General features: G+C 66.3%; 20 protein-coding genes. 14 read left to right on the forward strand and 6 right to left on the reverse strand.

Annotated features, from left to right (window positions below; translation table 11 throughout):
- Positions 1-14: 14 nt before the first annotated feature.
- Positions 15-686 carry a class I SAM-dependent methyltransferase gene (locus PVU19_RS02960; RefSeq protein ID WP_050662934.1) on the reverse strand — a complete coding sequence of 224 codons (672 nt, stop codon included), beginning with the start codon at positions 684-686 and terminating at the stop codon, positions 15-17.
- 4 nt (positions 687-690) lie between these two features.
- Positions 691-1,818 carry a CaiB/BaiF CoA transferase family protein gene (locus tag PVU19_RS02965; protein ID WP_050662972.1) on the reverse strand — a complete coding sequence of 376 codons (1,128 nt, stop codon included), beginning with the start codon at positions 1,816-1,818 and terminating at the stop codon, positions 691-693.
- Between the two features lie 132 nt (positions 1,819-1,950).
- Between PVU19_RS02965 and PVU19_RS02970 the strand changes: the two genes are divergently transcribed.
- The 8 genes from PVU19_RS02970 to PVU19_RS03005 all read left to right on the forward strand — a co-directional run bounded on the left by PVU19_RS02970 (position 1,951) and on the right by PVU19_RS03005 (position 10,003).
- Entirely contained in the window at positions 1,951-3,135 is a 1,185-nt protein-coding gene (locus tag PVU19_RS02970; protein WP_050662933.1) for an acyl-CoA dehydrogenase family protein, read from the forward strand.
- Between the two features lies 1 nt (position 3,136).
- Positions 3,137-3,958 (forward strand): HTD2 family dehydratase, encoded by an 822-nt coding sequence (locus tag PVU19_RS02975; protein WP_050662932.1) that lies wholly within the window; start codon positions 3,137-3,139, stop codon positions 3,956-3,958.
- 343 nt (positions 3,959-4,301) lie between these two features.
- Positions 4,302-5,276: a TRAP transporter substrate-binding protein gene (locus tag PVU19_RS02980; RefSeq protein ID WP_050662385.1), complete on the forward strand. Its 975-nt coding sequence runs from the start codon at positions 4,302-4,304 to the stop codon at positions 5,274-5,276.
- A gap of 70 nt (positions 5,277-5,346) precedes the next feature.
- Positions 5,347-5,910 carry a TRAP transporter small permease gene (locus PVU19_RS02985; RefSeq protein WP_050662384.1) on the forward strand — a complete coding sequence of 188 codons (564 nt, stop codon included), beginning with the start codon at positions 5,347-5,349 and terminating at the stop codon, positions 5,908-5,910.
- A complete protein-coding gene (locus PVU19_RS02990; RefSeq protein WP_050662383.1) occupies positions 5,900-7,204 on the forward strand; it encodes a TRAP transporter large permease in 1,305 nt (434 codons plus the stop codon). Before PVU19_RS02985 ends, PVU19_RS02990 begins: the two co-directional genes overlap by 11 nt.
- Entirely contained in the window at positions 7,174-7,701 is a 528-nt protein-coding gene (locus tag PVU19_RS02995; RefSeq protein ID WP_235575765.1) for a winged helix DNA-binding protein, read from the forward strand. Before PVU19_RS02990 ends, PVU19_RS02995 begins: the two co-directional genes overlap by 31 nt.
- Positions 7,698-8,633: a hypothetical protein gene (locus PVU19_RS03000; protein ID WP_050662382.1), complete on the forward strand. Its 936-nt coding sequence runs from the start codon at positions 7,698-7,700 to the stop codon at positions 8,631-8,633. Before PVU19_RS02995 ends, PVU19_RS03000 begins: the two co-directional genes overlap by 4 nt.
- A 95-nt stretch (positions 8,634-8,728) precedes the next feature.
- On the forward strand, positions 8,729-10,003 hold the full coding sequence (locus PVU19_RS03005) for a DUF2793 domain-containing protein (RefSeq protein WP_050662381.1): 1,275 nt from the start codon (positions 8,729-8,731) through the stop codon (positions 10,001-10,003).
- Here the strand turns inward: PVU19_RS03005 and PVU19_RS03010 are convergent, their stop codons facing one another.
- Genes PVU19_RS03010 through gmd form a run of 3 tightly spaced genes read right to left on the reverse strand, consistent with a single transcriptional unit; the run spans position 10,004 to position 13,576 of the window.
- Positions 10,004-11,452, reverse strand: a complete 1,449-nt coding sequence (locus PVU19_RS03010) for a mannose-1-phosphate guanylyltransferase/mannose-6-phosphate isomerase (RefSeq protein ID WP_050662380.1) — start codon at positions 11,450-11,452, stop codon at positions 10,004-10,006.
- A gap of 25 nt (positions 11,453-11,477) precedes the next feature.
- Complete coding sequence (gene fcl / locus PVU19_RS03015) at positions 11,478-12,446, reverse strand: GDP-L-fucose synthase (protein ID WP_050662379.1); 969 nt, start codon at positions 12,444-12,446, stop codon at positions 11,478-11,480.
- A 5-nt stretch (positions 12,447-12,451) separates the two neighbouring features.
- Positions 12,452-13,576, reverse strand: a complete 1,125-nt coding sequence (gmd, locus tag PVU19_RS03020; RefSeq protein ID WP_050662378.1) for a GDP-mannose 4,6-dehydratase — start codon at positions 13,574-13,576, stop codon at positions 12,452-12,454.
- A 260-nt stretch (positions 13,577-13,836) separates the two neighbouring features.
- Here gmd and PVU19_RS03025 point away from each other — a divergent pair, with 260 nt between their 5' ends.
- Genes PVU19_RS03025 through PVU19_RS03040 form a run of 4 tightly spaced genes read left to right on the forward strand, consistent with a single transcriptional unit; the run spans position 13,837 to position 17,525 of the window.
- Positions 13,837-14,769 carry an AEC family transporter gene (locus PVU19_RS03025; RefSeq protein ID WP_050662377.1) on the forward strand — a complete coding sequence of 311 codons (933 nt, stop codon included), beginning with the start codon at positions 13,837-13,839 and terminating at the stop codon, positions 14,767-14,769.
- A 30-nt stretch (positions 14,770-14,799) separates the two neighbouring features.
- Positions 14,800-15,633 carry an S-formylglutathione hydrolase gene (gene fghA / locus PVU19_RS03030; RefSeq protein WP_050662376.1) on the forward strand — a complete coding sequence of 278 codons (834 nt, stop codon included), beginning with the start codon at positions 14,800-14,802 and terminating at the stop codon, positions 15,631-15,633.
- Between the two features lie 3 nt (positions 15,634-15,636).
- Positions 15,637-17,073 (forward strand): Si-specific NAD(P)(+) transhydrogenase, encoded by a 1,437-nt coding sequence (sthA, locus tag PVU19_RS03035; protein WP_050662375.1) that lies wholly within the window; start codon positions 15,637-15,639, stop codon positions 17,071-17,073.
- Positions 17,070-17,525 (forward strand): YaiI/YqxD family protein, encoded by a 456-nt coding sequence (locus tag PVU19_RS03040; protein WP_050662374.1) that lies wholly within the window; start codon positions 17,070-17,072, stop codon positions 17,523-17,525. Before sthA ends, PVU19_RS03040 begins: the two co-directional genes overlap by 4 nt.
- An 89-nt stretch (positions 17,526-17,614) precedes the next feature.
- Here PVU19_RS03040 and xseA read toward each other — a convergent pair whose 3' ends face one another.
- Entirely contained in the window at positions 17,615-19,105 is a 1,491-nt protein-coding gene (gene xseA, locus PVU19_RS03045) for an exodeoxyribonuclease VII large subunit (RefSeq protein WP_050662373.1), read from the reverse strand.
- A gap of 73 nt (positions 19,106-19,178) precedes the next feature.
- On the opposite strand from xseA, the gene purD reads away from it, so the two are divergent.
- Both purD and PVU19_RS03055 read left to right on the forward strand, forming a co-directional pair.
- On the forward strand, positions 19,179-20,444 hold the full coding sequence (gene purD, locus PVU19_RS03050; protein WP_050662372.1) for a phosphoribosylamine--glycine ligase: 1,266 nt from the start codon (positions 19,179-19,181) through the stop codon (positions 20,442-20,444).
- Positions 20,441-21,334 carry a bestrophin family protein gene (locus PVU19_RS03055; RefSeq protein ID WP_050662371.1) on the forward strand — a complete coding sequence of 298 codons (894 nt, stop codon included), beginning with the start codon at positions 20,441-20,443 and terminating at the stop codon, positions 21,332-21,334. The genes purD and PVU19_RS03055 overlap by 4 nt, the downstream gene beginning before the upstream one ends.
- Positions 21,335-21,344 lie beyond the last annotated feature (10 nt).

Below are 21,344 nucleotides of genomic sequence, written 5' to 3' on the forward strand. Positions count from 1 at the left end.
ATTTGCCGAGGTGGTCAGGCGGGCCGCAATCTCCAGAGGCGCAGGGGTTGGTGCAGTTCAGGGCCTTCGGGGCCGTCCGTCGCGTGGTGTGCCAAGAGATCGGCAAGCCTCTCGCGCTGCGCCTCGGCCACCGCGCGGCGGGCGGGGTCGACGCGCGCGAGGGTGTCGATGAACGCTTCGGTGTCGGCGACCGGCGTGGGCCGGGTCCATGTAATCGGGGCCGGTCCGGAGGCCGCGCTCGAGGCATACAGCGCATCAATCGCGGCCATGGCGGCGCGGCGAATGTCGGTCTCGTCCTCCACCGGGCGCATCACCTCGAAGAATGGCCCCTCGGCCAGCGGCTCCACGACGATCACCTCACCGGCGGGGCGCAAGACCCGCAGCGCCTCGTGCAGCGCGCGGCCCATCATCGGCACCGGCACGTGATGCAGGGAATTGAGAAACACGCAGGCATCGAAACGGCCCGGATCAAACGGCAGGTCCTCTGCCCCGGCAACCGCGAACTGTGCCTCGGGCACGCTCTCTTGCGCTGCCGCGATGGCGTCGGGTGCCGGGTCGATGCCGGTCACGGCAAGGCCCTCGCCGATCAGACGCCGGGCAAGCGCGCCTCGCCCACAGCCGATATCGAGCACGTCGCGCGCGCCCGCGTCCTTCAGGATCGCCGTGATCCTCTCGCCTGTGTCCATCGCCTCACGCCTCTCCGAATTCGTCGCGCAGCGCGCCCGTATGCGCCCCCAGACCGGGCACCGGGCCGGGCGTGGCCGGGGTGTTGTCGATCAGCGCGCCGGGGGCCAGCATCCGCACCGGGCCGCTAGGCGTCTCGACGGTGACATAGCGGTTCTGCGGGTGGTTCACCACGTCCTCCATCTCGCTCACCCGGCCATAGGCGATGCGCGCGGCGCGCAACCGGTCGGCCATCGCGTCGCGGGTCTCACCGGCAAAGACCGGACGCAGCACCGCGTCGAGCGCGGCGCGATTGGCGACACGGTTCGAATTGCTGTCAAAGCGCGGATCGCGGGCAAGTGCCGCATCCCCGAGGATCGTCTCGCAGAACATGGCCCATTCCCGCTCGTTCTGGATCGAGATCAGCACCGATTTGCCGTCGCTGCCCTCGTAGACACCATAGGGCGCGATGGTGGGATGGTTCAGCCCCGCACGCGGCGGCACCTTGCCGCCATAGGCGTATTGCAGGAAAGGAACGTTCATCCAGTCGCTGAGCGCATGAAAGAGCGATACCGCGATATGCCGCCCCGCGCCGGTGGTGGCGCGCCCGATCAGCGCCTCCAGCACCGCCTGATAGGCGGTCATGCCCGCCGCGATATCGCAGACCGACACGCCGGTGCGCGCCGGGCCCGCCGCGTTTCCGGTGATCGACGACAGCCCGGTTTCGGCCTGCACCAGCAGATCATAGGCCTTGAGATCCGCAAGCGGCCCCTCTTCGCCGTAGCCCGAGATCGACACGGTAATGAGGCGCGGATACTCGGCGCGCAGCCGGTCGGGGGCAAAGCCCAGCCGGTCGATGGCGCCCGGCGCGAGGTTCTGGATGAAGATATCCGCGTGGGCCAGCATCCGCTCCATCAGGGCGCGATCTTCTTCGTCACGCAGGTCGAGACAGACTGATTCCTTGCCCCGGTTGAGCCAGACGAAATAGGCGCTCTCACCATGCACAAGGCTGTCATAGCCGCGTGCGAAATCGCCCTCGGGGCGCTCCACCTTGATCACCCGCGCTCCCGCCTCGGCGAGACGGGAGGACGCATAGGGGGCGGCGACCGCCTGTTCGAGCGAGACGACGAGAAGACCGGAAAGGTCGGTGCGCATGGGGGCCTCCTTGATGGATCGGGTCGCGCGCACCATGCCCCAGGGCGGGCGGAATGGAAAACCCCGTTGTGAATATTCCATTACCCGTCAAAACCTGCCAATCAGGGGCGGCAAGAGAAGGAAGGGGCTCGAATGACGTCTTTTGATCCGACGGCGGAACATGCCGACATTCGCGATGGCGTGGCGCAGGTCTGCGCGGGGTTTCCCGGGGCCTATTGGCGCGATCTGGATGCGCGGCGGGCCTATCCAAAAGAGTTTGTCGATGCGCTTATCCGCGAGGGCTATCTCGCGGCGATGATCCCGGAGGAATATGGCGGATCGGGACTGAACCTGACGGCGGCTTCGGTGATCCTCGAGGAAATCCACCGCTCTGGCTGTAATGCGGCCGCCTGTCATGCGCAGATGTATACGATGGGCACGCTGCTGCGGCACGGGTCCGAGGCGCAAAAGGCCGCCTATCTGCCGGGCATCGCCGACGGCACGCTGCGCCTGCAGGCGTTCGGCGTGACCGAACCCACCAGCGGCACCGATACGCTCGCGCTCAAGACCACGGCGCGGCGCGACGGCGATGAGTATGTCATCAACGGTCAGAAAATCTGGACCTCGCGGGTCGCGCATTCCGACCTAATGATCCTGCTGGCACGCACCACGCCGCGTGATCAGGCCGAATCGAAAACCGATGGCCTCTCGGTGTTCCTCGTTGATCTGCGGGACAAGATCGGCAACGGCGTGGAAATCCGCCCGATCCGCACGATGATCAACCACGCCACGACCGAGGTGTTCTTCGACAACCTGCGCATCCCGGCGGACAGCCTGATCGGCGAGGAAGGCAAGGGCTTTCGCTATATCCTCTCGGGCATGAATTCCGAGCGTATCCTGATCGCCGCCGAATGCATCGGTGACGCCAAGTGGTTCCTGAAAACCGGGTCGGACTATGCCCGTGACCGCGCGGTGTTCGGCGAGGCCATCGGCGCCAATCAGGGCGTGCAGTTTCCGTTGGCCCGCGCGCAGGCGCATCTGATGGCGGCCGAAGCCATCGTCTACCGCGCGGCGGCGATGTATGACGCAGGCGACAACCCCGGCGTCGAGGCCAATACCGCCAAGCTCTTGGCCTCCGAGGCAAGTTGGGAAGCAGGCGAGGCCTGCATGCAGACCCATGGCGGCTTTGCCTTTGCCGAGGAATACGACGTGGAGCGCAAGTGGCGCGAGGCGCGGCTCTACCAGATCGCGCCGATCTCGACCAACCTGATCCTGTGCTACATCGCGGAGCAGGTACTGGATCTGCCCAAATCCTACGGGTCGGGACGGGGGGTGTGAGATGAGCGATTACAACGACTGGATCGGCTGGGGCTACGCGCGGTCAGAGCCGATGTCGGAGCGTCTGATCACGCAATATCGCGCGATGCTCGACGGGTATCTCGCCCGGGCCGAGGTGCCGGTGGGCCTGCATTGGTGTCTTGCGCCGGATGCTGTGGCACCGGACAAGCTGGGCCGCGATTGCCACCCGAAAACCGGCCTCTTCCTGCCCGCGCTGCCCCTGCCGCGCCGGATGTGGGCGGGGGGCGAACTGGAGTTTCACGCGCCTTTCGCGCCCGGTGATCTGGTGACCCGCGAGACACTGATCAAGGATGTGTCGTTCAAGGAGGGGCGCAGCGGCAAGCTGGGCTTCGTCACGCAGCGCCATAGCTACAAGGTCTCCGGCGAGGCGCGGATATCCGAACGGCAGGACATCGTCTACCGCGAAGACCCCAAGCCCGGCGAGGCCCGCGCGCCGGAGCGCGCCGAGGACTGGCCGGGGGCCACGGCGTGGCACATCACCCCCGACCCGACGCTGCTCTTCCGCTTCTCTGCGCTTACCTTCAACGGCCACCGCATCCATTACGATCACCCCTACGCGACGGGGGTCGAGGGGTATGAGGGCCTTGTCGTGCATGGCCCGATGCAGGCGGTGTGGATGATGAACCTCGCCACGCATCTCATGGGACACCTGCCCGCACGGTTCACCTATCGCGGCCTCTCGCCGCTGATCTGCAACCTGCCGGTCGCGATCGAGGCGCGCGAGAGCGACGAGGGGCTGAGCCTGCGGGTGCGCCGCGAAACCGATGGCGTCGCCACGATGGCCGCCACCGCCTATCGCTGAGGCGAGGCGGGAAGCCGTTTGCAAACGGCTTCCAAAGCGGCGTCGACGCCGCTTTCACGCGCTTTGCAAAGCGCGTCACAAGGCCTTTGCAAAGGCCTTGTCCAGCCCGCGCGGAAGCCGCCCGCCGTGGGCGTGATCACGGCCGCGCCCGTCCACCGGGCTGATGAGACGAGAGGAGTGCGCAATCCACCCGGTCCAGAAATCCCGGAGATTCCGCGTGTTGGGCTCAACTTGCCGCGACACAATGACAATTTGTTGACAAATTGCAAGTGACCGGTCAGGCTTTCCTCAGAACCGGGACAACACCCGGCGCCAATTCAAAACAAAACCCAGGGAGACGACCATGAAACATTTCAACACACTGGCCCTGTCGACGGCCTTCGCCATGAGCTTTGGGGCCGCGCAGGCACAGACCGCATGGGACATGCCGACACCATATGGCGATTCGGTGTTTCACACCCAGAATATCATGCAATTCGCCGATGATGTCGCAAGCGCGACCGAGGGCGAGTTGACCATCACCGTGCATTCGGCGGGCTCGCTTTATGCCCATCCGGAAATCCGCGACTCGGTGCGCCGGGGCCTTGCGCCCATCGGCGAGATCCTGATGTCACAGCTGGCCAACGAAGACGCGGTCTTCGGCGTCGATTCGGTGCCGTTCCTCGCGGCAAGCTATGAGGATGCCTCGAAACTCTGGGCCGCCTCGCGCAATCAGATCGCGGCCAAGCTGGCCGATCAGGGGCTGACCCTGCTCTTTGCCGTGCCGTGGCCGGGCCAAAGCCTCTACCTGACCGAGGAAATCGACTCGATCTCGGAAATGCAGGGCGTCAGCTTTCGCGCCTACAACACCGCGACCGAGCGTCTGGCGCACCTGATGGGCGCTGTGCCGACCACGGTCGAGGCAGGCGATATCCCCACCGCCTTTTCCACCTCGCGGGTCGAGGCGATGATCACCTCGCCCTCCACCGGTGTCTCGTCACAGGCTTGGGATTTCGTAAGCCATTATATCGACACGCAGGCCTGGCTGCCCAAGAACATGGTCTTCGTCAACACCCGCGCGTTCGAGGCATTGAGCGCCGATCAGCAGCAGTCGCTGATCGAGGCTTCGGCCGAGGCGGAACTGCGCGGCTGGGAAATGTCGATGGCCGAGACCGAGGAAAAGATCGCCGCCCTCAAGGAGAACGGCATGCAGGTCTCGCAGCCCTCCGAGACATTGGCCCGCGAACTGCGCGAGATCGGCGAGACCATGACCAAGGAATGGCAGGCTCAGGCCGGTGACGAGGGGGCTGCGATCCTGTCGGGCTATAACGCGCGCTGATCCTGGCTGATCCTGACCGGCGCGGGGTGAAACGCCCCGCGTCTCTCCTCTGACAGAAAGGGGGCCGCGCATGATCCGCAGGCTGCTCGACCGTCTTTACGATGCGGGCTTCGTTCTGGCCGCATTGGCACTGGTGGCGATTGCCGTGCTGGTGCTGGTGCAGGTGATGGGCCGCGTCATCGACAAGGCGATGCTGGCCATCGGGCAGGAACCCGTCGGCATCGCCATCACGTCGCTGTCAGAGTTCGGCGGGTTCCTTTTCGTGGGGGCCGTGTTCCTGGCCCTCGCGGGCACGCTGCGCGCCGCGGGCCATGTGCGGGTGACAATGCTGACGCAATCTGTCCCGCCCGGATTGCGCCGCGCGCTCGCGGGGCTGGTGTTGGTCCTTGCCCTTGGGCTGGGCAGTTTCGCGCTCTACAGCACCGGGGTTCAGGCCTGGGATTCCTGGACATTCAACGCGGTCTCCTTCGGCATGGCGAAATTCCCGCTCTGGATACCGCAGGGTGTGATGGTGCTGGGCCTCGTGATCTTCTGGATCGCGCTTCTGGATGAGGCGCTCGCCGTGCTGCGCGGGCAGACCCCGGCCTTCCTGCGCGCCGAGGCCGAGAAACAGGGCAAGACCGATGGGCATTGAACTTCTGTCGCTGATCCTCGTCGTGATCCTCTTCGGCTGTCTGGCGCTTGGCCTCTGGGTGGGCTTTGCGCTCATCGCCGTGGGGCTGGCGGCGATCATGCTGGCCTCGACCGCGCCCGCGGAACTCGTGTTCGGCACCAAGGTCTGGGGCGCGCTCAATATCTGGGATCTGACGGCGCTGCCGATGTTCATCTGGATGGGCGAGATCCTGTTCCGCTCGCGCCTGTCGTCCGACATGTTCTCGGGGCTGGCCCCGCTCACGGGTCGCCTGCCGGGGCGGCTCTTGCATGCCAATATCTTCGGCTGCGCGCTTTTCGCTGCCGTCTCGGGCTCGTCGGCGGCCACCACCGCCACGGTCGGGCGCATGTCGGTGCCCGAACTCACCCGGCGCGGCTATGATGACCGGATGATCATCGGCACGCTGGCCGGGTCCGGCACCTTCGGCTTTCTCATCCCGCCCTCGATCATCCTGATCGTTTACGGGGCTGCGACCGAGCAGAGCATCGCGCGGCTGTTCCTCGCGGGCATCGGCCCGGGGCTGCTGCTGGCGTCGCTTTTCTCGGGCTACACCATGCTCTGGGCGCTGACTCATCGCGACAAGATGCCCGCCGCCGAACCCGCCACCTCGCTCGGGGACAAGCTGCGCGCGGTGATCCTCTTGGGGCCGACCATCCTGCTGATCATCGCCGTCATCGGCTCGATCTACGCAGGCCTCGCGTCACCGACCGAGGCGGCGGTGGTCGGCGTGCTGGGGGCGCTGATCCTGTCGGCCTTGGGTGGCTCGCTCAATTGGGAGAGCACGTGGGGCGCGCTGCGCGGTGCCACGATCACCACCTGCATGATCTCCTTCATCCTCGCCGGGGCGGCCTTCCTCACCGTCGCCATGGGCTATACCGGCATCCCCCGCGCGCTGGCGGCGTGGATCGGCGAGCAGGGCTATTCGACCAACATGCTCTTGGCCGCATTGGTGGTGTTCTTCATCGTGCTGGGCATGTTTCTCGATGGGATTTCTATCGTCGTGCTGACCACATCCGTCATTCTGCCGATGGTGCTGGCGGCGGGGATCGACCCGATCTGGTTCGGCATCTTCCTCGTGCTGGTGGTCGAGATGAGCCAGATCACACCCCCGGTCGGCTTCAACCTCTTCGTGCTGCAATCCATCACCGGGCGCAGCATATTCGAGATCGCGCGCCATGCCTTTCCGTTCTTCCTTCTGCTGGTGCTCGCCACCGCCATCCTGACCCTGTTCCCGGAGATTGCGCTATGGATCCCTCAGACGATGCTGGCGCGCTAGGGCCGGTCGTGTCCTCGGCGCATCTGGCGAATTCCGGCCTGCCGGAACTGTCGGAGATGGAGTTTGCCCTGACCATGGCGAACAACGCCTTTCAACGCTGGATTGTGCGCTGCATGACGGCCTCGGGCATGCCGGGGCTGACGCCGCTCGAAGTGCTGATCGTGCATCTGGTGCATCACCGCGAACGCCCCAAGAGCCTCGCCGATATCTGTCTCGTGCTCAACATCGAGGACACCCATCTGGTGAATTACGCGGTCAAGAAACTGGCCGGGCACGGGCTGATCACCACCGGGCGCTCGGGCAAGGAAAAGACCGTGCAGATCACCGCAGTCGGGCAGGACTACTGCACCCTATACGGCCGCGTACGCGAGCGTCTGCTGGTCCGCTCGGTGCGGCAGTTGGGGCTCGACAAGGCGGAACTGTCGCGTCTCGCGGGCCTCCTGCGCACGCTCTCGGGCAGCTACGATCAGGCGGCGCGGGGGGCGGCGGCGCTGTGATACCGGCTCTTCACGCGCTGGCGCGGCATGGGCGGCTTGTTCTGGTGCTCGGGCTTGTGGTGGGCATCCTCGCCCCCAGTCTTGCCCGCGCGATGGAGCCGCTGATCTTTCCGCTGATCGCGCTGATGCTGTTCCTGGCCACCCTTCGGGTCGATGTTGTCGTGGCCTTTCCCGGCGCGCGCACCCTGCCACGCTTCCTGATCGCCACGCTGATCCTGCAGGTGGTCCTGCCGCTTTGCGCGATTGCCGGGCTCTGGGTGCTTGGCGCGATGGACTCGATCATCGGCATCGGTGCGGTGCTGGTGCTGGCCGCCGCCCCGCTTACCGGTAGTCCGGGCCTCACCATCATGGCGGGCGGCGACCCGGCCCCGGCCCTGCGGCAGCTGGTGCTGGGCACGGCGCTCTTGCCGCTGACGGTGTTGCCGGTCTTCTGGGTGCTGCCGGTCTTCGGCGCGCCCGAAGTTGTGGCGATGGCCGCGCTGCGCCTGCTGGCGGTGATCGCAGTGGCGGGGGGCGCGGGCATGCTCCTGCGCCGTGCGGTGCCGTGGCTGCGCGCCGCCGAAGGGCAGGGCGCTGTCGACGGCACCATCACGCTGGTGATGTCCGTGGTGGTCGTGGGGCTGATGTCGGCGGTGGGGCCTGCGATCCTCGCCCCGTCAACGGAACTCTGGCTGACGCTTGCCGCCGTCTTCACGCTCAATTTCGGGGCGCAGATCGGCGCGCTGCTCCTTCTGCGCAACGGCCCCGAGGCCACCGCCGCCCCCGCTCTCGCCATTGTCGCGGGCAACCGCAATCTCGCACTCTTTCTCGGCGCGCTGCCGCCCGAGACCGGCGCGGCGCTGCTGCTGTTCATCGGTTGCTACCAACTGCCGATGTATCTCACGCCGCTGATCATGGCCCCGCTCATCCGCCGCCTCGCACGGCACGGCTAGGGCACGCAACGCACGCCCGGTTCAGGGATTGGCAAGGCTTCGCTTCAAGAGTGTGCGCAGTCTTTACGATTGTCCCATCTCCGGAGGCCGACCCGATGCCCGACCATTCCCCGCGCCTTGCCCTGCCGTTCATTCAACCGTCGCAGGCGCAAAAGCATGTCACCCATAACGAGGCGCTCTCGACGCTCGACACGGTGGTGCAACTCGCCGTCGAGGCGGTCGAGGCCAGCACCCCGCCCGCCGCGCCGAATGAGGGCGAGGTCTGGGCAATCGGCCTCGCGCCCGAAGGCGCCTGGGCCGGGCAGGCGGGCCGGATCGCGACACTGATCGACGACACCTGGCGGTTCATCGCCCCGCAGGACGGGTGGATCGCGCTCGACAAGAGCACGGGCCGTCTGTTGCGGCAGGCGGGCGGCGCTTGGGCTCCGTTGGCACCGCCCGAGCTCGTCAATCTCGCCGGGGTCGGCATCAATGCAGGTTTCGACGCGGTCAACCGTCTGGCTGTGGCCGCACCTGCGACCCTCCTCAATCACGAGGGCGCGGGCCACCAGCTCAAGATCAACAAGGCCGCCGAGGGTGACACGGCCAGCCTGCTCTTTCAGACCGGCTTTGGCGGGCGCGCCGAGATGGGCACCGCCGGGTCGGATGATTTTGCGATCAAGGTCAGCGCCGATGGCGGCACATGGTTCACCGGGCTCAGCCTTGACGCCGCGAGCGGTCTGGTCTCCGGCACGGCGGTGCAGCAGACGGCGGATGACGCGACGGCGGGGCGGCTGCTGCGCGTGGGGGCCTTCGGCTGGGGGCAGGACGGCGCGCAGGCGGTGCCGGTGCTGGCTGATCTCGATACGCCGGGCACGGCCTCGGGCGTCTACGCGGTGACGACGGCCACAACGGGCGCGAGCGGGGCCGGCACCTGCCTCATTCTGCGCGGTGCCGCCGGTGAACCGGCGCAGATCCTGCTGGATGCAGACGGTCAGCGTCTGGCCTTTCGCACCCGTGCAGGCGGTGTGTGGGGGGCGTGGGCCGCACTTTCAGGCGCGCATAACATCACCCGCGACAGCGGCCCCGATGGCAGTTATGTGCGCTATCCCGACGGCACCCAGATCTGCCAGCACAGCCTCACGCTCGACGCGCCCGATCAGGTCGACGGCGCGCTCTTTCGCGCGGCGTTACCAAACGGATGGAGCTATCCCGCCGCCTTCGCCCCCGGCACCCGCCCGACCCTCACGGCCAGTGCGACAACCCAAGATGGCCTGTGGATCAGCGCCATTGCAGGTGATCACCTCAGCGGCACTCTGCGCGCGCATGCGGCGACGCCAATCGCGACCGCGCCCGAGATCACCGTCACGGCAATCGGGCGCTGGATGTGATCAGCCCTTGGCCCCCTGTCCGCGCGCGTAGACATCCTCGTAGCGAATGATGTCATCCTCGCCCAGATAGCTGCCGGTCTGCACCTCGATCAGAACCATCGGCACCTTGCCGGGGTTCTCCATCCGGTGCACCGCACCCAGCGGAATATAGACCGACTCGTTCTCGCTGATCAGCTTTACCGCGTCGTCGATGGTCACCTTGGCCGTGCCCTCGACGACGATCCAATGCTCAGACCGGTGGTGGTGGCTTTGCAAGGAGAGCGCGGCGCCGGGATGCACGTGGATGCGCTTGACCTGAAACCGCCCGCCGGTGGCGAGGCTCTCGAACCAGCCCCAGGGGCGATAGTCGCGCGGCAGGGTCTCGGCCTGTTTCATGCCGCGCGCTTTCAGCGCCTCCACCGCCTTTTTCACGTCCTGCGCGCGGCTCCGATGCGCCACCAGAACCGCGTCGGGCATGGCCACCGCGATCACGTCGCTCAGCCCGATACCGACCAGCGCCTGCTGGCTGTCCTCGGCCCGCAAAAGCGTGTCCGCACAGTCGATGGCGGTCGCAGGCCCCGAGGTGACGATGCCCGCCACATCCGGCCCGCTCTCGCGCCAGACCGCATCCCAGCCGCCCAGATCCGACCATGCGCCACCGTATGGCACAACAGTCAGATTGTCCGCCTTTTCCATCACCGCGTAGTCGATCGACTCGCTCTCGCACGCGGCCCAGGCCTCGGGATCGAGACGCAGGAAATGCAGATCGCGTTCCGCCGCTGCGTGCGCGCGCCTCACGGCGGCCAGCATCGCGGGCTGATACGTCTCGAAGGCGGCCAGAATGGCCTCGGTGGAAAACAGGAAAATCCCCGCATTCCAAAGATGCATGCCGTCCGCCAGCAACGCCTCTGCGGTCTCTGCATCGGGCTTCTCGACAAAGCCCTTCAGCGGCTGCGGCACCGGCGTGAAATCGGCCTCCGGGGCGGCGCTCAGGCGCAGCCAGCCATAGCCGGTCTCGGCCCGGTCCGGCCGGATGCCGAAGGTAACAAGCTGTCCCGCCCGCGCCGCAGGCACCGCCGCCTGCACCGCGTCGCGAAACGCCTGCGCGTCGGGGATCACGTGATCCGACGGGGCCACAAGCATCAGCGCCCCGGGCGCGCGCGCCTGCAAGTCGAGCGCCCCCGCGAGGATGGCGGGCGCGGTGTTGCGTCCCTCCGGCTCGATCAGCGTGGCCCCGGCGGCGATCTCCACCCCGGCCAGCTGTTCGGTCACGACAAAGCGGTAATCCGACCCGGTGATGATCGTGGGGGCGGCATACCCGTCCCCCGATAGACGCCGTGCCGAGGCCTGAAACAGGCTCTCTTCGCCGGTCAGCTTGGTGAACTGCTTGGGATAGCTCTTGCGCGACAGCGGCCAGAGCCGGGTGCCGGAGCCCCCGCAGAGCAGGAGCGGGTGAATATCCTCAGTCATGGTCAAACCTCCCTCGGCCCCCTTGTCAGCCGCGAAACTCGTCTTGATGCTCCAGGAACCAGCGATAGGTGCCCGCGATCCCGTCTTCCAGCGCAATCGAGGCGCGCCAGCCCATATCGGCCAGTCTGCTCACATCCATCAGCTTGCGCAGGGTGCCGTCGGGCTTGCTCGGGTCGGTGGTGATCCGCCCCTCATAGCCCGTCACCTTCGCCACCATCTGCGCCAGGTCCAGAATTGTCACATCCCGCCCGGTGCCGACATTGATATGGCTCAGCATCGGCTGCGTGTTGGCGTCATAGGTGGGCTTGTCGAGGTCCAGGACAAAAAGCGATGCCTCGGCCATGTCATCGACATGCAGGAACTCGCGCATTGGCTTGCCCGATCCCCAGATCGTCACCGCCTCGCGCCCGTCCTGCGCCGCCTCGTGAAAGCGTCGGATCAGGGCGGGCAGGACATGGCTGTTCTCGGGGTGAAAATTGTCGCCGGGGCCGTAAAGGTTCGTGGGCATGACCGAGCGGTAATCGGTCCCGAACTGCCGGTTGTAACTCTCGCACAGCTTGATGCCCGCGATCTTGGCGATGGCATAGGGCTCGTTGGTGGGCTCCAGCGTGCCGGTCAGCAGCGCGTCCTCGCGCATCGGCTGCGCGGCCTCGCGCGGGTAGATGCAGCTTGACCCCAACTGCAACAACCGCCGCACCCCGGCCTGATACGCCTGATGGATTACGTTGCATTCGATCATCAGGTTTTCATAGATGAAGCCCGCCGGATAGGTGTTGTTGGCGAGGATGCCGCCCACCTTCGCGGCGGCCAGGATCACCACATCGGGGCGCTGATCCGCCATGAAGGCGCGCACGGCGGCCTGATCCGTCAGATCAAGCTCCGCATGGGTCGCGGTGATGAGCGTGATCGCCTCGCCCGACGCCTGCCGCGCCGCTAGCCGCCGCAGGATCGCGCCACCCACCATGCCCCTGTGCCCGGCGATATAGATCCGCATACCGCTCACCCGTTCTCGAAACTCACCGGCATGTCCATGCCATGCTCGCGCAGCAGCGCATGCCGTTGCGCGGTGCGCAGATCATCCGCAACCATCTCGGCGCACATCTCCTGCGCGGTGATCTCGGGCACCCAGCCCAGTTTCGCCTTGGCCTTGGCCGGATCGCCCAGCAAGGTCTCCACCTCGGCCGGCCGGAAATAGCGCGGGTCGATGCGCAACAGGACATCGCCCGGCTTCACCGCCGGAGCCTTGTCACCGGTCACCGCCGCCACGGTCCCGACCTCTGCAACCCCCTCGCCGGAAAACTCCAGCGTGATGCCCAGTTCCGCCGCCGACCAGATGATGAACTCGCGCACCGAATATTGCTTGCCCGTGGCGATCACGAAATCCTCAGGGGTCTCCTGTTGCAGCATCATCCACTGCATGCGCACGTAATCCTTGGCGTGGCCCCAGTCGCGCAGCGCGTCGATATTGCCCATGTAGAGACATTCCTCCAGCCCCTGCGCGATATTGGCCAGCCCCCGCGTGATCTTGCGGGTCACGAAGGTCTCGCCGCGGCGCGGGCTCTCGTGGTTGAAGAGAATGCCGTTGCAGGCATACATGCCGTAAGCCTCGCGATAGTTGATCGTGATCCAGTAGGCATAGAGCTTGGCCACCGCATAGGGCGAGCGCGGGTGGAACGGCGTCGTCTCGCTCTGCGGGGTCTCCTGCACCAGCCCGTAGAGTTCCGATGTCGAGGCCTGGTAGAACCGGGTGCTGTTCTCCAGCCCCAGAAAGCGGATCGCCTCCAAGAGGCGCAGTGTGCCCATGCCATCCACATCGGCGGTATATTCGGGGGCCTCGAAACTGACGGCGACATGGCTCTGCGCGCCGAGGTTATAGACCTCGTTGGGCCGCACTTCGCTCAGGATGCGGGTCAGGTTGGAACTGTCCGTCAGGTCGCCGTAATGCAGCTTGAAATTCTGGTTGGTGACATGCGGATCCTGATAGAGATGATCGACGCGCTGGGTGTTGAACAGCGACGCCCGGCGCTTGATCCCGTGAACCTCATAGCCTTTGTCCAGAAGGAATTCCGCCAGATACGATCCGTCCTGCCCGGTGATGCCTGTGATAAGAGCCCGTTTCTTCATGGTTTTGTCTTTTCTCAATTTTACTGTTCACGGCCCGGCTTACTGCGGGCGGACGATACGTGCCGACCCCGCCCAAACTGCCGGGGCTTGCGGTTCAATAGCATAAACCCGCCGCGTGTTAATCGCTCCTTTTGGCGTCAGTCGCGACGTGCCGCGTTTTGTTGCAGCAATGCGCCGCAAATCCGACGTGGCGCGTGGCTCCGCCTCTGGACATGCGCCGCCGATTGACGTGGCCTGCGAACCTGCTACGACACATCCCCATGCTGAGCATCTTTCTCCAGACCCTGCCATTCTTCCTGATCATCGGTCTGGGCTACGGGGCTGGTCGCAGCGGGTTCTTCCCCGAGGAGGCCACCGCATGGCTCACGAAATTCGTCTTTTACTTCGCGCTCTCGGCGATGCTGTTCCGGTTCTCCGCCAATCTCACGCTGTCGGACGTGCTCGACTGGAATTTCGTGCTGGCCTATCTCGCGGCCACCACGCTGGTCTATGTTCTGGCGACCATTGTCGCGATGGTCCGGCGCGTCGGGCTGGAGGAAACGGCGATCGAGGCGCAATGCGCGGTGATCGGCAATGTCGGTTTTCTCGGGGTGCCGATGCTGGCGATGCTGATGGGCGAGGCGGCGATCGGCTGGGTGATGGTCATGCTGGCCGTGGACCTGATCGTCTTCGGCTCGCTGGTGGTGATCCTGATCACCGGCTCGCGCGACGGGCGGATGAGCTTGCGGATCTTTCGCACCGTGGGGCTGGGCCTGCTGAAAAACCCGATGATCGTCTCGATCCTGCTGGGGCTGGCATGGTCGGCGCTGCGCCTGCCGATCCCCGACCCGATCAACGCCTTCGTGCGCATTCTGGGCGATGCCGCCACCCCCGGCGCGCTCTTTGCCATTGGCGCATCGCTTGCATCGAAGTCGGCGGAACGCGCCAGCGTGGCGGGGTGGCTCTCGTTCTGCAAGCTGGTGCTGCACCCCGGTGCGGTGGCGATCTCGGCGCTACTCCTGTTCGAGGTGCAGCCCTATGCGGCGGCGGTGATGATCGCGGCCGCCAGCCTGCCGGTCGCGGGCAATGTCTTCATGATCGCACAACATTACGGCGTGGCCCCCAAACGGGTGTCATCTGCCATCCTTATATCGACGGTCGCGGCCATCGTAACAGTGTCGCTTGTGATCGGCTGGGTCGCCCGGCTTTACTGAACAGTTGCCAAGAGGAAAGAGGAGAACGACATGGAAACGGTTTCGCAGAACGCATGTTTCGGCGGCACGCAGGGGGTCTATACGCACAAATCTGACGCCTGCGGCTGCGACATGACCTTTGGCCTCTTCCTGCCCGAAGACGCGCAGGATGGCCCCGTCCCGGTGCTGTGGTATCTCTCGGGCCTGACCTGCACCCATGAGAACGCCATGGTCAAGGCGGGCGCGCAGGGCTGGGCGGCGGAACAGGGTATCGCACTTGTGTTCCCCGACACCTCACCGCGCGGCGACGATGTGGCCAATGATGACGCCTATGATCTGGGGCAGGGGGCCGGGTTCTACGTCAACGCCACCCAAGAGCCCTGGGCCCCGCATTTCCGCATGTGGGATTACCTGGCTGATGAACTGCCCGCGCTTCTGGGCCGCGAGTTCGCTCTCGACATGGACCGGCAGGCCATCACCGGCCATTCCATGGGCGGGCACGGCGCGCTGACGCTGGCGATGTCGCTGCCGGGCCGGTTCCGCTCGGTTTCGGCCTTCTCGCCGATCTGCAACCCCACGGGCGGCGATTGGGGCCGCAAGCAGTTCGCGGCCTATCTCGGGGCGGACGAGGCCGCATGGGCCGCCCATGACGCCAGCCTGCTGATGGGTGAGCGCGGCTTTGACGGGCCGGTGCTGGTGGATACCGGCACCTCCGATCAGTTCCTTGAGCTCTTGCGCCCCGAAACGCTGGCCGCAGCCATGGCCGCACGGCGGCAAGAGGGCACGTTCCGCATGCAGAAAGGCTATGATCACAGCTATTTCTTCATCTCCACCTTCATGGAGGACCATGTCACCTTCCATGCCGAGGCGCTCTATGCGGAGTAAGTCATGAGCCATTACGACCTGATCATCATCGGCTCCGGCCCCGCCGGGCGCGCGGCGGCCATTCAGGCCGGCAAGCTCAAGCGGCGGGTGCTGGTGATCGACAAGAAGGACAAGCTTGGCGGCGTCTCGGTGCATACCGGCACGATCCCCTCCAAGACCCTGCGCGAGACGGTGCTCAACCTCTCGGGCTGGCGCGAGCGTAGCTTTTACGGCCGCTCCTACCGGGTAAAGGAGGACATCGAGGCGCAGGACCTCAAGATGCGCCTGCACAAGACGCTCGACTACGAGGTCGACGTGCTCGAACATCAGTTCAACCGCAACCATGTCGATACGCTCAACGGTGTGGCCCGCTTCACCGATGCCCATACCGTCGAGGTCGCGACCGAGGCGGGCGAGGTCACGCGGCTCACCGCCGAGCGGTTCCTGATCTCCACGGGGACCAAGACCTACCGCCCCGATACCGTGCCCTTCAACGGCAGCACGGTCGTGGACAGCGACGAGTTTCTCGAACTCGGGCAGATCCCGCGCAGCCTGATCGTGGTGGGCGCGGGCGTGATCGGCGTGGAATACGCGACCATGTTTTCCGCACTCGACGTGCGGGTGACGCTGATCGAGCCGCGCGAGACTTTCCTCGATTTTATCGACCGCGCGATCATTCAGGATTTCACCCATCAGATCCTCGAAAACGGCGTCGATCTGCGCCTCGGATCGGCCATCGACAAGATCGAGGATGCGGGCAAACACGTGGAGGTGAGCCTTGCCAATGGCCGCCACGTGCGCGCCGAGATGTTGCTTTTCGCCGCCGGGCGGATGGGCGCCACGGATAAGCTCAACCTCGGCGCCGCCGGGCTGGAAACCGACCATCGCGGGCGGCTGGAGGTGGATCGCAAGACCTATCGGACGTCGGTGCCGCATATCTACGCGGCGGGCGACGTGATCGGGCATCCCTCGCTCGCCTCGACCTCGATGCAGCAGGGCCGCGTCGCCGCCTGCGATGCGCTGGAGACACCCACCCTGCCCGAGAGCCCGTGGTTCCCCTATGGCATCTATTCGGTCCCCGAGATTTCCACCTGCGGCATGTCCGAAGAGGAAATGCAGGAACGCGGTATCCCCTACGAGGTCGGCGTCGCCCGCTTTCGCGAGACCTCGCGCGGGCATATCATGGGGCTGGAGCATGGGCTGCTGAAGATGCTGTTCTCACTCAAGACCCGCCGGGTGCTCGGCGTGCAGATCGTGGGCGAAGGGGCGACGGAACTGATCCACATCGCGCAGGCGGTGCTCAACCTCAAGGGCACGGTGGATTACTTCGTGCAGAACACCTTCAACTACCCGACGCTCGCCGAGGCCTACAAGATCGCCGGGCTGGACGCGTTCAACCGCATGCCGATCCCCGAGGAATATAAGGTCGGGCGCGACACCAAGAAGGCCAAGAGCGCGTGAGCCTCTACGTCGATGCCGATGCCTGCCCCGTCAAGGACGAGGTCGAGCGGGTGGGCACCCGGCACGGGCTGCGGATGTTCATCGTCTCCAACGGCGGCTTGCGCCCCTCGCGCAATCCGCTGGTCGAGATGGTGATCGTGCCCGACGGCCCCGACGTGGCCGACATGTGGATCGCCGAACGCGCGGGGCCGGGCGACGTGGTGATCACCGGCGACATCCCCCTCGCCGCCAAATGCGTCGAGGCCGGGGCACAGGTGCTCAAGCATACCGGCGAGGCGCTGACGGCGGCCAACATCGGCAACGTGCTCGCCACCCGCGATCTGATGGCCGATCTGCGCGCCGCCGACCCGTTCCGCCAGGGCGGCGGCAAGGGCTTCACCAAGGCCGACCGTTCGCGCTTTCTGGAGGCATTGGAACGCGCGGTGCGGGCTGCCAGGCAATCCGTCACCTGACGGCGCATGGTGACCGGCGCGGGCTTTTGCACGACTTGGCACTGCCGCGACGCCTCAGGCCACGCCACCCAACCGCGCGTCTTTCCCCTTCAGAACAAACTACCTTGCCCCTTGGGCGGCTCTTTCGGCTTGGGCGCCTTGCGCGGGGCAGTCGCGGTTTCGCCAACGCCCAGAACCCCGTCGGCGAATTCGATCTCCAGCGCCTTGGCCGCCGCCGCCGCATCGCGCGTCGTCACCAGCGCGCCATCGCCGCGCACCACCGCATAGCCGCGCTGCAACGTCGCCTTGTAGCCCAGCGTCTCGCGCAGCCGGTCCAGCGCGTCGATCCGCTCGCGCCAGCCCTTGGTCTGTCGCCCTGCGGCATCCGAAAACCGCGCTGTCATCCGATCCAACTCGCGCCTCTTGTGGTCGATATCGCGGGTCAGCGCGTGGATGTTCAGCCGCGCGGCGGTGTTCGCCAACCGCCGCCGGTCCCCCTCCACCGCACGCCGCAACAGCGACGGACGCAGCGCGCCTGCGGCATCCGACAGCGCCACGCGCCGCACCTGTACTGACCGGGTGAGTGCCGCAGGCAGGCGATCCGACCAAGTGTCGAACCGCTGGCGCGGGGCCTCCAGCAAGGTCTCGGGGCGCGGCAGGGCGCGCGCAAGATCGCGCAGCCGCTGGCCGCGCAAACCAATCGACTGGCTCTGCGCATGGCTGAGCCGCGCCGCCTGCCCGTCAAGCCAGGCCAGCAGATCGAGCCGCACCGGCACGGCCAGTTCCGCCGCCGCCGTCGGCGTCGGCGCTCGCTTGTCCGATGCGTAATCAATCAGCGTCGTGTCGGTCTCGTGCCCGACGGCGGAAATCAGCGGAATGCCACTCTCGGCGGCGGCACGCACCACCGCCTCGTCGTTGAAACCCCATAGATCCTCGACCGAGCCGCCGCCGCGCGCCACGATGATCAGATCCGGGCGCGGCAGCGCCCCGCCGGGGGTAAGCGCGTTGAACCCGCGAATAGCATTCACCACCTCAGGCGCGCAGCGCTCGCCCTGCACGGCCACCGGCCAGATCAGCACCTTGCGCGGAAACCTCTCGCGCAGCCGGTGCAGGATGTCGCGAATGACCGCGCCCGAGGGCGAGGTGACCACCCCGATGATCTCGGGCAGGTAGGGCAGGGGCTGCTTGCGCTCGGCTGCAAAGAGCCCCTCGGCCGCGAGCGCCGCCTTGCGCTTTTCCAGCATCGCCATCAGCGCGCCCATGCCCGCCGGTTTGATATCCTCGATCACGATCTGATAGCGTGACTGGCCGGGGAAGGTGGTCAGCCGCCCGGTGGCCACCACCTCCATCCCTTCCTCGGGCTCGACCGAGAGACGCGCCGCCACGCCCTTCCAGATCACGCCCGACAGGACCGCGCGGTCATCCTTGAGATCGAGATAGATATGGCCCGAGCGGGGCCGCGATATCCGCCCCAACTCGCCGCGCACCCGGACATGGCTGAACTCGCCCTCGATCACCCGCTTGATCGCGCCCGACAGGTCCGAGACCGAGAATTCGGGGGCGTTCTCGCCGGGATCGGGATCGTCGATAAGATCGGACATGCTGCTGCCTTGTGTCTGCCTGCGCGTCACCCTAGAACGCATGCCAAGCGAGGCCAAGCCGGAGTTGTGCGCCATGAATATCCTGATCCTCGGCGGCGGGGGCCGTGAACACAGCATCGCATGGGCCGCGTTGCAGAACCCCAAATGCGACCGGCTGATCGTGGCCCCGGGCAATGCCGGGATCGCCGAGATCGCGGATTGCGCCACGCTCGATATTCTCGATGGTGGCGCCGTGGCCGGGTTCTGCGAGGCCGAGGCGATTGATTTCGTGATCATCGGCCCCGAGGCCCCGCTGGCGGCAGGCGTGGCCGACAGGCTGCGCGAGGCGGGTCTGCTGGTCTTTGGTCCAGGGGCCGAGGCGGCGCGGCTGGAGGCCTCCAAGAGTTTCACCAAGATGATCTGCGACGCGGCGGGCGCGCCGACGGCCGCCTATGGCCATTTCACCGACCACGCGGCGGCGCGCGACTACGTGCAGGCCCAAGGCGCACCGATCGTGGTCAAGGCCGATGGGCTGGCCGCAGGCAAGGGCGTGATCGTGGCCGAGACCGAGGATCAGGCGCTCGCCGCCCTCGACGACATGTTCGGCGGCGAGTTTGGCGCAGCCGGGGCCGAGGTGGTGATCGAGGAGTTCATGACCGGCGAGGAGGCGTCGTTCTTCGTGCTTTGCGACGGAGAGACGGCGCTGCCCATCGGCACCGCGCAGGATCACAAGCGCGTCGGCGAGGGCGATACCGGCCCCAACACGGGCGGCATGGGGGCCTATTCCCCTGCGCCGGTGATGACCGAGGCGGTCACGCAGAAGGCGCTGGACCAGATCGTGCGCCCGGTGCTGGCGGAAATGGTGCGGCGCGGCACGCCCTATCAGGGGGTGCTCTTTGTTGGGCTGATGATCGAGGACGGTCAGCCCCGGCTGGTCGAATTCAACGTCCGCTTCGGTGATCCGGAATGCCAGGTTCTGATGATGCGCCTGGGCGGTCAGGCGCTCGACCTGATGCAGGCGGCGGCCGAGGGGCGGTTGGACGAAGCCCGGGTCAACTGGGCCGAAGATCACGCGCTGACCGTGGTGATGGCGGCCAATGGCTATCCGGGCGACTATGACAAGGGCAGCGTCATCAACGGTGTGGAGGATGCGCCCGAGGACAGCTTTCACCAGGTGTTTCACGCGGGCACCGCGCGCAAGGATGGCCGGTTCGTCGCCAGCGGCGGTCGCGTTCTGGCGCTGACCGCGCGGGGCGCGACCCTGCAAGAGGCCGCCGACCGCGCTTACGGGCTGGTCGACCGGATCGACTGGCCGCAGGGGTTCTGCCGCCGCGACATCGGCTGGCGCGCGCTCGGATGATCCTGCGCGACAAGCCGGGGACGCTGCAGCTGCTCTTCGCAGTGCGCGGATCGGTCCTGCCGCAGATCCTGCCGCGCATCGTCGGGGTGACGGTGATTGCCGTCCTGATGGTGGCGGTGGACCGTCATGTCGTGACCCTGACCCATACCAGCACCGCGCCCTTTGCCGTGTTCGGCATCGCGCTGTCGCTCTTTCTGGGGTTTCGCAACAACGCCGCCTATGACCGCTGGTGGGAGGCGCGCAAGCTGTGGGGACAACTGGTCGCGGACCTGCGCGCACTGGCCCGCGAGATGACGCTCTTCATGGACGATGCCGCCCGCCGGGACCGCATGCTGCGGCTCACGCTGGCTTTCATCCATCTGCACCGCGCGCAACTGCGCAAGCTGGGGCCGTCCAAGGCGGCGCAGATGTGGTGCGATGACGATTTCTCGCAGGCCGCGCATCCGCCCTGTGCCGCGCTCGACCGGATCACCGAGGAGATTGCCGCCGGGCACAAGGCGGGCCAGATAGACGGGTTCGGCCTCAAGGCGCTGAGCGAGCGGATGGGGCAGATCGCGCTGGCACAGGCGGGATGCGAGCGGATCGCGGCCACGCCGCTGCCTTACGTCTATTCGCTGCTCGTCTTTCGGACGACCTATCTCTATTGCCTGCTGGTGCCGCTCGCGCTGCTGGATGTGGCGGGCTGGATGACGCCCGCCTTCGTGGCGGTGATCGCCTATGTGTTCTTCGGCCTTGCCGAAGTGACCGAGGAACTGGCGCATCCCTTTGGCGAGACAGTGAACGGGCTGCCGCTCGACGCGATGTGCCGCACCATCGAGATCAGCCTTGCGCCGCATCTCGGACAGACCCCGCCCGCGCCATTGCAAGCGAAGAACTATTACCTGAGTTGAGAGCGGCGGA

The organism is Roseovarius tolerans (assembly GCF_028885395.1).
Lineage (GTDB): Bacteria > Pseudomonadota > Alphaproteobacteria > Rhodobacterales > Rhodobacteraceae > Roseovarius > Roseovarius tolerans.